General features: G+C 39.3%; 11 protein-coding genes. 9 read left to right on the forward strand and 2 right to left on the reverse strand.

What is annotated here, in order from left to right:
- Positions 1-72 precede the first annotated feature (72 nt).
- On the forward strand, positions 73-555 hold the full coding sequence (locus ACYVGZ_RS09590; protein WP_460754539.1) for a YajQ family cyclic di-GMP-binding protein: 483 nt from the start codon (positions 73-75) through the stop codon (positions 553-555).
- Positions 556-592: 37 nt separating this feature from the next.
- Here the strand turns inward: ACYVGZ_RS09590 and ACYVGZ_RS09595 are convergent, their stop codons facing one another.
- Positions 593-901, reverse strand: coding sequence for an MGMT family protein (locus tag ACYVGZ_RS09595; RefSeq protein ID WP_460754542.1), 309 nt, complete (start codon positions 899-901; stop codon positions 593-595).
- A gap of 47 nt (positions 902-948) precedes the next feature.
- Between ACYVGZ_RS09595 and ACYVGZ_RS09600 the strand changes: the two genes are divergently transcribed.
- From ACYVGZ_RS09600 to ACYVGZ_RS09635, 8 genes are all read left to right on the forward strand, one after another.
- Complete coding sequence (locus ACYVGZ_RS09600) at positions 949-1407, forward strand: FxsA family protein (protein ID WP_460754546.1); 459 nt, start codon at positions 949-951, stop codon at positions 1405-1407.
- A 269-nt stretch (positions 1408-1676) separates the two neighbouring features.
- Complete coding sequence (locus ACYVGZ_RS09605) at positions 1677-1967, forward strand: co-chaperone GroES (protein ID WP_460754549.1); 291 nt, start codon at positions 1677-1679, stop codon at positions 1965-1967.
- Positions 1968-2024: 57 nt separating this feature from the next.
- Positions 2025-3671 (forward strand): chaperonin GroEL, encoded by a 1647-nt coding sequence (gene groL / locus ACYVGZ_RS09610; RefSeq protein WP_460754552.1) that lies wholly within the window; start codon positions 2025-2027, stop codon positions 3669-3671.
- A gap of 145 nt (positions 3672-3816) precedes the next feature.
- Positions 3817-4065: a hypothetical protein gene (locus ACYVGZ_RS09615; protein WP_460754555.1), complete on the forward strand. Its 249-nt coding sequence runs from the start codon at positions 3817-3819 to the stop codon at positions 4063-4065.
- Between the two features lie 171 nt (positions 4066-4236).
- Complete coding sequence (locus ACYVGZ_RS09620) at positions 4237-5652, forward strand: DNA methyltransferase (protein WP_460754558.1); 1416 nt, start codon at positions 4237-4239, stop codon at positions 5650-5652.
- Complete coding sequence (locus tag ACYVGZ_RS09625) at positions 5649-6611, forward strand: phosphoribosyltransferase-like protein (RefSeq protein WP_460754561.1); 963 nt, start codon at positions 5649-5651, stop codon at positions 6609-6611. The genes ACYVGZ_RS09620 and ACYVGZ_RS09625 overlap by 4 nt, the downstream gene beginning before the upstream one ends.
- A gap of 20 nt (positions 6612-6631) precedes the next feature.
- Entirely contained in the window at positions 6632-8671 is a 2040-nt protein-coding gene (locus ACYVGZ_RS09630) for an ORC-CDC6 family AAA ATPase (protein WP_460754564.1), read from the forward strand.
- On the forward strand, positions 8672-9613 hold the full coding sequence (locus tag ACYVGZ_RS09635) for a hypothetical protein (protein WP_460754566.1): 942 nt from the start codon (positions 8672-8674) through the stop codon (positions 9611-9613). It abuts the gene before it with no gap.
- Positions 9614-9842: 229 nt separating this feature from the next.
- On the opposite strand, the gene ACYVGZ_RS09640 is transcribed toward ACYVGZ_RS09635, so the two are convergent.
- Positions 9843-10670: a DMT family transporter gene (locus ACYVGZ_RS09640; protein ID WP_460754569.1), complete on the reverse strand. Its 828-nt coding sequence runs from the start codon at positions 10668-10670 to the stop codon at positions 9843-9845.
- Positions 10671-10744: the final 74 nt, after the last annotated feature.

Consider the following 10744-nt stretch of genomic DNA (forward strand, 5'->3'; position numbering starts at 1 on the left):
TCCATTAGGTATTTAATCGAGTTCCCTGTTATTATGCCGCCAAATTCCATATTCATTTATAAGGAGCATTATATGCCTTCATTTGATGTCGTATCTGAGCTTGACTGGCATGAAGTTACTAACGCTGTCGATCAAGCAAACAGAGAAATTACAACTCGTTATGATTTCAAAGGTGTGACAGCCACGTTTGAAATCAAAGACAAAACCGTTGTTATGGAAGCTGAGGCCGAACCCCAGCTTCGCCAAATGTCCGACATTCTAAATCAAAAACTGGTTAAACGTGGCATAGATTTAAAAAGTTTAGAAAAAGAAGACGTGGTTCAAGGGAATATGCGTGCTCAGCAAGCTATTAAGATGAAAGAAGGCTTGGAAACGGATGAAGCGAAGCGCATTGTTAAATTGATCAAAGAAACGAAAATCAAAGTGCAGGCGCAAATTCAGGGCGACCAATTGCGCGTGACAGGTAAAAAGCGCGATGATCTGCAACAAGTGATGTCTATGTTGCGTGCTGCTGATCTTAAGCAACCGGTGCAGTTTACGAATTTTAGAGATTAGCACTCATAGGTCTGTCGCACTGTAATGTGCGGCAGACTCAGCTCTCATTGTTCAATAACTTTTGTCCTACGATTATCCAGCCTTCTGCCTCAAGGGCTTCTTTTTGCCTAAGGTATCCATCTGTGTTTTCTGCAAAGCTAATGCGCTGTTGAGCATTAACGACTCTATGCCAAGGCAACTTCGTCTCTTTAGGGAGAGACTTCATTAAATGTCCAACTTGTCTGGCATAACCAGGAAAGCCCGCTTGGGCGGCGAGTTGCCCATAACTTATGGTTTGTCCTGTCAAGGTTTCGCTTAGAATGTGAAACACTTGCGATTTAAAGTCATTCATTGCTTGATTACTCACAAACAGCCCTTAAATATTAATTTGAACTAATGAAAAAGAAGGTAAGCATGAGATTTGCTCTATTATTATTTATTCTCGTTCCTATCGTTGAAATGACGGTGCTCATTCAAGTAGGAAGTGAAATTGGTAGTTTGCCAACCATAGCGATGGTTTTTCTAACGGCTATTGTAGGTGTTGGACTGATTCGTAAGCAAGGGTTAGAGACCTCGCAAAAGGCTCAAATGAAAATCCAACAGGGGCAGTTGCCGGCTGCTGAAATGGCAGAAGGGGTTATGCTACTGTTTGCTGGCCTGTGTTTATTAATTCCAGGTTTTGTAACAGATGCTCTAGGGGCGCTGTTTCTTGTACCGCCGTTACGCAAATTATTTGCAGTCGGCGTTGTGGTAAAGCTTCTTAGCAGAGTAATGCCCAAAGGCCGAAGCTGGCAAGCTGGTGGCCGTCAGCAAGGGGATGTTTTCGAAGGTGAATTCGTAAAAGAAGAGCAAGATTATATAGATAAAAAGTGATTAGGATAATGAAACTTGAGTAAGGGGCAGGGGCCCCTTTTTTTGTGTCTCAAATGAATTTTTGTCATACAAATAGGTTGTTGATTTATAAAAAGTAGCTGCTCTTTTTCCTAAGAGAATTTAGTAAATAAAATGAAAAAAAATTCTTTGCCGGGGGTTGAAAAGCAACTGGCTAACCTTATTTAAGTAGTCGATAAAGATTCTCACTGTGGTGAGAAGTAATCCCGCCAGGGGAGTCCTGGTATTGTTTTAATCGGAGAGAAAAATCAATGAATATCCGTCCTTTGCATGATCGCGTTGTTGTTCGACGTAAAGAGGAAGAAACAACAACAGCTTCTGGTATCGTACTGCCTGGATCTGCGACAGAAAAGCCTACACAAGGCGAGGTTTTGGCTGTTGGCACTGGCCGTATTCAATCTAACGGCGACGTACAAGCGCTAGCTGTTAGTGTTGGTGACACTGTATTGTTTGGTCAATACTCCGGCCAAACAGTTAAATTGAATGGTGAAGAGCTTCTTATTATGAAAGAAGACGAAATCTACGGCGTAATAGAAGCCTAAGAAAGCTTAAGCCACTATTCAAAAATCGAATTTAAAACAGTTTAAGGTATTAATAAAATGGCAGCTAAAGAAGTTAAGTTTAGTGATAGTGCACGTCAGAAAATGCTTTCTGGTGTGAATGTGTTGGCTGATGCAGTTAAAGTAACTTTGGGGCCAAAAGGTCGTAACGTTGTAATTGAAAAATCTTTTGGTGCGCCTCTAGTGACCAAAGATGGTGTGTCTGTAGCAAAAGAAATCGAGCTAGAAGATAAGTTCGAAAACATGGGCGCACAAATGGTTAAAGAAGTTGCGTCACAAGCAAACGACGTAGCGGGTGACGGCACAACAACTGCAACCGTTCTTGCTCAAGCAATCGTAACGGAAGGCTTGAAAGCTGTTGCTGCTGGCCGTAACCCTATGGATCTTAAGCGCGGTATCGATAAAGCAACAGAAGCAGTAGTAAAAGAAGTGGCTGCCTTGTCGACTCCTTGTGCAGACACTCGTTCTGTTGAGCAAGTGGGTACGATCTCTGCAAACTCTGATGCTTCTGTTGGTAAAATCATTGCTGAAGCAATGGAGCGTGTAGGTAAAGAAGGCGTTATTACCGTTGAAGAAGGTTCTGGTTTTGATGACGAGCTAGACGTAGTAGAAGGTATGCAATTCGACCGTGGTTACCTATCTCCTTACTTCATCAACAACCAAGAAACAATGAGTGCTGAACTTGAAAACCCATTCATTTTGTTGGTTGATAAAAAAATCTCTAACATCCGTGACCTACTACCAGTACTTGAAGGCGTAGCGAAAGCTTCTCGCCCACTGCTTATCATTGCAGAAGACGTAGAAGGTGAAGCGCTGGCTACTCTAGTAGTAAACAGCATGCGCGGCATCGTAAAAGTTGCAGCAACAAAAGCGCCTGGTTTTGGTGATCGCCGTAAAGCCATGCTTGAAGACATCGCGATCCTAACGGGTGCGACAGTTATTTCTGAAGAAGTAGGCCTAAACCTTGAGGCAACAACCCTTGAGCAGTTAGGTACGGCGAAACGCGTTACTCTAACGAAAGAAAGTACGACAATCGTTGACGGAGCGGGTGATGCTACAAACATCGCTGGTCGCGTTGAACAGATCCGCGCTGAAATTGCGAACTCTTCTTCAGAGTACGACAAAGAGAAGCTACAAGAGCGTGTTGCTAAACTAGCTGGTGGTGTTGCGGTTATTAAAATCGGTGCAGCAACAGAAGTCGCAATGAAAGAGAAGAAAGCTCGTGTTGACGATGCTCTACACGCAACTCGTGCAGCCGTAGAAGAAGGTGTTGTAGCAGGTGGTGGTGTTGCTCTAGTTCGCGCTTTAACTAAAGTAAACGAATTGACTGCAGATAACGAAGACCAAAACGTAGGTATTGCCTTGGCTCTACGTGCAATGGAAGCACCAATGCGTCAGATCGTATCTAACGCAGGTGATGAAGCGTCTGTTGTAGTAGACAAAGTAAAACAAGGTGAAGGTAACTACGGTTACAACGCTGCATCTGGTGAATACGGCGACATGCTAGACATGGGTATTCTTGATCCAGCTAAAGTAACTCGTTCTGCTCTGCAAGCAGCAGCGTCTGTTGCGGGTCTTATGATCACCACAGAAGCTATGGTTGCAGATCTTCCTAAAGAAGATGCTCCTGCTATGCCTGATATGGGCGGCATGGGTGGAATGGGTGGCATGGGCGGCATGATGTAAATCAGCCTCTATGTATTGTTATGGGTGAAAGATCACTTATAACGCATCCATGGAAAGGCGCTGTGCTTTGGTATAGCGCCTTTTTTGTATTGCTAGTCAAGGAACGACTGTAGGCGGCAATGTTTATGTGTACTGGACTGCTGGAATGGATAGAACAAATACTTATGAGGCAGGTAGTAGGCATAAGGATTTATGTCATTGGTTTATAGATGAAAAGGAATTGGAACTGTTGTCTGAGACAGATGCTTTTCATCAAAATGGCATTGCTCAACAGCGCCTTGTTACTCTATTCAAGTGTATAAGTGCTGACAGGAATACGGTTATGGCAATAGAACATCTGGGACGCTTGAATTCATGCCAGGTACACAATGGGCAAGCGCATGAATTTGAATAGCCAGTAAAAATGACTTAAAGCGATGTTTGTCAGATTGATTGGTAGGGCATTCAATACGCCCATGTGCGTGATACAATGTTGTTTTACTTTGTTTTGTGGTAATGCTCAGATGCTTTACCTTGATAAATAAACCATAGTTTCTCCAATTGACTAATAGTGGCCTAACTTTTAATGACGATACAAACTCATCAAGCATCAGAACTGATCAACAATGGTTTTATGAGCTCTAGTGAACTCAAGAGCTATAGGGTTGACCAAGAGTTGGCAAAGTTCTTTTCTGCATACGAAGTAGCAAAGAAACCTATTGAAGTTAATTTTAGAGATCTAGTCGATTGGGTTCCCTATTCAGATTCCTATACTCACTATATTCATAGTTACCCTGCTAAGCTAATTAAACATATTCCTATATTCTTTCTTAACTCAGAGATACTACTACCTGAGAGTAAGAGTTTGGTTCTAGACCCTTTTTGTGGCTCAGGAACAGTTCTTCTAGAATCGCTACTTGCTGGTCATAGCGCAATTGGGTGCGATGCTAACCCACTTGCAAGACTGATAGCTAGGGTAAAAACTACGAGGTTGGAAGCTAAGAAACTACATAGAACCAAAGCTTCCATAATGCTCAAAGCTAAGAGGCTTAGAAAGGTTGTTCCGCTTAATGTTATTAATATAGAACACTGGTTCTCTAAGAGCACAATCAAGCAATTGTCCCAATTGTATCGCTCTATTAATGAAATCTGCACAGGGGAGGAGCTGGAGTTCTTTTTGGCAACTTTTTCGAGCATTGTTAAAAAAGTCAGTTACGCAGATCCTAACTTGAGCGTGCCAGTAAAAATTAAGCCAGAGAAGTATGTAAATATTGATATAAAGGATCGGATGTCAAACAAGCTTTTGGAGTTGAAAAATATTGATGTGATAAGCTTATTTGGTAATCAGGTAGATAAAAATATAAACAGAATATCGTTGCTTGAAAAGGTTTCTAGTTATGATGTTACGGCTAACGTTGTTTCAGAAGACGCTAGAAGAATAACTAAAAGCTTAGACAACAGTGCTGAACTTCTGGAACCAAATAGCGTTGATTTTATTGTGACCTCTCCACCTTATGCTGGTGCTCAGAAATATATTCGCTCGTCTTCATTGAGCTTGGGCTGGCTTGGCATGTGTGAAGAAAAAAGCTTAAGAGACTATGAGAAGCTAAACATTGGAAGAGAGCATTATAGTAAGTCAGAGTATGTCGAATCTATAAGGTTTGGTTTGGCCGATATTGATACTTTTTTTGATGAGGTGGAGAAAGAGAATCCTCTTAGGGCTCATATAAACAGTAATTATTTAAAGGAGATGGAAAGTGCAATCTCTGAGATGTATCGAGTTTTAAAAAAAGACAAGTATTGTGTTATTGTGATTGGCAATAATGAGGTTTGTGGCAGAAAGTTTGAAACTCAAAAATATATAAGATTATTGGCTGAAAGGTTAGGTTTTTCTACAGAGCTAGTTTTAGTTGATGATATTCATTCTCGAGGCTTAATGACGAAGAGAAATAAAACAGCAAGTATTATAAATTCTGAATGGATACTGGTTTTTAAGAAATGAATGAATTTAATTTTAAAGAGATGCTCGATATAAAGATTATGCGACTTTCTCAAAGTTTATGGGAAAGTAAAGTTAATCGAGGAAATCTCTCACGTTGGTTGAATAATTTTGAGTCATCGAAAGAGGGGGCAGAGTGTGAGCAAACGCATGCGATGTATCTGCTAAGTAACTTCATGTATTTTGGTGCTCGAGAGATTAGGGAGCTGTTGAAGTCTCTATACAGAGATAAATTTTTCAAACCTCTTATTCAAAGTGTGAGGAAGAGAAATGGTAATGTGAAAGAATTTTCTGTAATAGAGTCTGAGATATCACAAGAGCTGAAAGCGACTAGATTTTTAGGTATGGGAAATCCTTCTGAAAGTGGAACCCACCTTCTTTATTTTTTTAGGCAGGAAAATGAATTAGGTAAAGAAAACTTTATGCATAGTCATGAGATACTGTCTTTCGATCGTGATGGAGATGGTAATGTATCCCTGAGACTGAATAAACCTGAAGTTAAAAGGTATATTTTACTTGATGATGTATGTGGAAGTGGTACTCAAGCCATTCAATATTCTAAAAAATTAGTATCGGAAATGAAATCTCTTGATCCTAATATTGAGGTTTACTATTTTACTTTGTTCTCGACAGTAGAGGGTATGGAGAATATAAGAAGAGAAAGTGATTTTGATTTGGTTGATTGTATTTTTGAGTTAGATGAAACCTTTAAATGTTTTTCTGATTCGGCAAGGCAATTTAGAAATGAAGAGCATCTTCCTATCTCCCAAGAGTTTGCCAAATCGTTTTGTGAGAAATATGGTATTATTTTATTTGGAGAACAGCATTGTTTAGGCTATAAGGGAAGTCAACTATTACTTGGATTTACACATAATACACCAGACAACACTCTTCCAATCATATGGGGAGAAAAAAACTGGGAGCCTCTCTTCAAACGTTACCATAAAAAATATTGGCTTTAAGTATAATTAGTGAGGATAAAATGGATTTATTAGAAAGAAACCCGTTTACTACCATTAAGGCTAATGACTTAAATGATCGTGAAATTAATGAACAATGGGTAGATAATCCTCAAGGTGGTTTTCTTGATGTTTTCTGCCCTACTCACAAAGTTTCCCAGTTTATAATAGGGGGGAAAGGCAGTGGCAAAACTCACTTGATGAGGTACTTTTCCCATAACTCTCAAAGCATTAGAAACAAAAGCTCTATCTTAGAAGGCATAAAGGAAAATGGATACTTTGGAGTGTATTTCCAAGCTAGCGGACTGAATGGAGAGCGTTTTGAAAGCTTACCATTTCAAGAAGAAAAGAAGAATGCCCTGTTTCAATACTCATATGAACTTTGGTGTGCAGGTTTAGTCATTCAATCTTTAATAGATATAAACAATAAAGAGCAAGTTTTTTATAGGCAAGGTGAATTTTGTTCTAGTGTTTTAGGTTTATTCTCTGGTGAAAATGAGCTATTTAATAATATTAAAACACTAGAAGGTTTAAAAGATTTAATACTTACTTTGTCCAAAGAGGTAGATTATGCTGTTAGTAATGCTTTCTTTGTCGAAGATATTGAGGTTAATGTACTGGCAGCAAGAGGGTCTTTGATTTTTGGCATTCCTAAGTTAATTTCTGAATACAGTCATTATTTTAAAGATGTTACTTTCCTTTATATTATTGATGAGCTAGAAAATATTAGTTACTCTCAGCAAGTATATATAAATACTTTGTTGCGAGAGAAAAAACTGCCTTGTTCATTCCGTATTGGTGCTCGGGGATATGGTATAAAAACCTTTAAAACCCTAGGAGCTGGTGAAAAAAACAGGGAAGGCCATGAGTATGAAATTGTTAAGCTTGATGATCTTTTAAGTGAGGCTTCAAATTATGAAGGTTTTGCGGTAAATCTTATTTTGAATAGGTTGAGTAAGGCGAAATTTATTTCAAGTGATAAGGGGCATTTAAATATAATTGAAAGCTCCCTTTCAGTTAAGAAAGAATACCTTAAATCATTTTTTGAGATTCCAGAATATTCTGAAATTGATTATAATAAAGATGTTCCTCAAGAATATTTGTCTAAAAAAATAAAAAATTTTAAAAAGAGTATAAAAAGTACAAAGATCCCAAAAGATGATATAGATAGAATAATTGAAAATATTTCTTTTAATAAATCTGAATTAATCGAGTCAACACTAATACATTTATTTTCTCAGCATTGGTCTAGTAATAAGGTTAGAGTCAAAGACCTTATTGAAAACTCTGAAAAATTAAAGTTGGATGCTGAAAGTTTTTTTTCAGATTCTTCAGATAAGTCATCGCCTATTGCAAAGAAAATTAGCTATTACAAGAATAACTATATAGCAAAATCATTGAGAATTAAGCACCAAAATAATTTGGATCAATACTTGGGAATAGATAATCTTTTTAGAGCAACAACAGGTTTCCCAAGGCATATCTTAACGGTGCTAAGAAATATCTATAAAACAGAAGTGTTTGAAGGTAGAACACCTTTTTCTGTCAATAGTCTAATTTCCATTAAATCTCAACGCATTGCATTACTAGAAGCCTCTAATTGGTTCCATAGCGAATGTGGATGTGAAGGTAAGCTTGGCAACCAAGTGTCTTACTTTTTACATAATATATGTGAGCTACTCCGTATCGAGATGTATGCAGATAAGCCTGTAGAGTGTTCTGCTTCGTCCTTTACTATCGATACAACTAAGTTATCCCAAGATTCTCGAGATGTAGTTTTATGGGCAGAGTTGACTGGTGTATTAGTGAAGGGGCAAGACCGACAAGATAAAAACTCTCAAGCGTTGATTAGCAAATATCATATTAACAGCTTGCTGTGCCCTAAGTGGGGTTTGCCTCTTAGCCGTAGAGGGGCTTTATCATTCACTGCAAATGACTTTGAGTATTTGGTAGATCCTGAGAAAAAAACTGAATATGAAGCCTTAGTTGCTAAGTTTGAACAGTCTCGAAATGCTCCTTTTGGTATTGAAGAACACTCGATTCAGGTGGGACTGGAGTTTTAAATGAACTATTACATGTATTACAAAGATGAGCTTGATCTAACTGATGATTGGGATAGGTGGGATCTATTTATCTCGGCGTTTAACTTGAGTGACCGATTGAGTACTGTTTTCGAGAAAGTTGAAGCTGATATTAAATGTTGGTTGGTGTTCCCTGAGTATGACTTTGAAGAGAGTGAACTTCCTACAGGTAGCTCAATGATTTCTGTAGAAAGTGGTTCAGAAGCCCAGCAATTACTACCAATAATTCAACAATTGTCCATCGAAGAGTATAAAACTCGTCGGATTTGTATTGATGCTACTGGTTTTATGCGAGCTCAACTTTTGTTTTTACTTGCTTACTTCAAGAAAAATGGCTTTCAGCAGGTGGATGTACTGTACTGCGAGCCGGGTCATTATTCAAAGAAAGAGAATACGAAGTTTTCTGAGGGTTCTCTCTACGAAACTAGACAAGTTATAGGTTATCAAGGCTCTAGCTCTCAAACGCAGAAAAAAGATCTACTGATTATATCGTGTGGTTATGACAGTCAGTTGATCTCCAATGTATGCCAACAGTATGAAAATTCAGTTATCGTACCATTACTTGGTTTCCCTTCTTTAAGCGCAGATATGTACCAAGAAAGCATATTGAGAACCATAGCTGTAGAAGAACCTTTTGGTTCTGCTGACCTTATGGAGCCTATATTTTCCCCGGCTTCAGACCCATTTGAAACGGCAAATGCAATATCAAGTTATATAAAAGCGAATGATTGTTTAGATAAGTACGAACATATTTATCTGTGTCCACTATCAACTAAACCTCAAGTGTTGGGTATGGGGCTCGTTTTTTTGACTGAATATGATGACAAAAATGTTTCGGTACTCTACCCATTCAGTGAAAAATACGCGAAAGAAACCTCCCAGGGTATTTCGAAGATATGGAAATATTCTTTTGAGTTTGGGTAAGTGTGGGTATAAGTAAGGGTACTGATAAGTCATTCGTCATTTAATTGCTTTATAAACAGTTATTTGCAAGTTAAGTGGCAGCATGATGTAAATCAGCCTCTATGTATCGTTATTGGTGAAAATCACTTATAACGTATCCATGAAAAAAGGCGCTGTGCTTTTGCACAGCGCCTTTTTTGTATTTAGCGCATGAGAAGTTTTAAAGAGCAAGAAGAGTTACTGTGAGCCTTTAGGGCGAGACCCGTTTGCGTGTTAATGCGATTCCGAAAATAATTAATAACATGGCCCCTAGGCTGTGCCATTCAATTGCCTCACCTAAAAGTAGTGCTCCTGTAAAATAGGCAACGATAGGAATCACATAATTAATGTAGGAAAGAAAAGAAGGCCCTGCCGTACTGATGACCGCAAACAGTAAAATAGTAGCCAATGCCGTTGGGCCAATGCCTAGCCATAACATAGATGCTGTTGCTTGGGCAGAGTAACTGAGTTGCCATGGTAGGTCCTGCCATAACCACAAGGGGACAATCGCAGTGCTGGCAATAATCATGACGCCAGCTGCGGTCACGACAGGGTTATAGGAGGGCAGTCGCTTCGCTAAAATGGCATTCGCCGCATAACTTAATGTAGCAAGCAAAATTAAGAAGCCGCCTAGCAAGTTACTGTGAGCGCCCGCTAGGGATGGCCAAAGTACCACTAGCACGCCCGTAATTCCGAGCACAAAACCGAACACTTTAAAGCGATTGAGGTTTTCGCCAGCCACAAAGTAATGGGCTAACACCATTGTCGCCAGGGGCATAAATGCCATTAATAACCCTGTAATACCAGAGCTGACGTCTTTCTGGCCAGAAGAGATCAGAAAAAATGGCAATAAGTTACCCATAATACCCAGCAGTAAAAAGACGCCCCAGGCCAAGGGCTCCTTAGGCAAACGCAACCCCTTTGCATACATGAACAGGGTTAGTAAAAGCGCTGCGATTAAGACTCGAAGCGCAACAATTGCCAAAGTGTAGTGGTTCAATAATCCCGGACACCCAAATAAATGGTAAGCTTGCCACAACAGAGGTGTCCAATGAAAAAGAAACGTCGATCATTCACTCCAGAATTCAAACTTGAAGCTGCAAGCTTAGTTCT

It is taken from the genome of Marinomonas epiphytica (assembly GCF_054780655.1).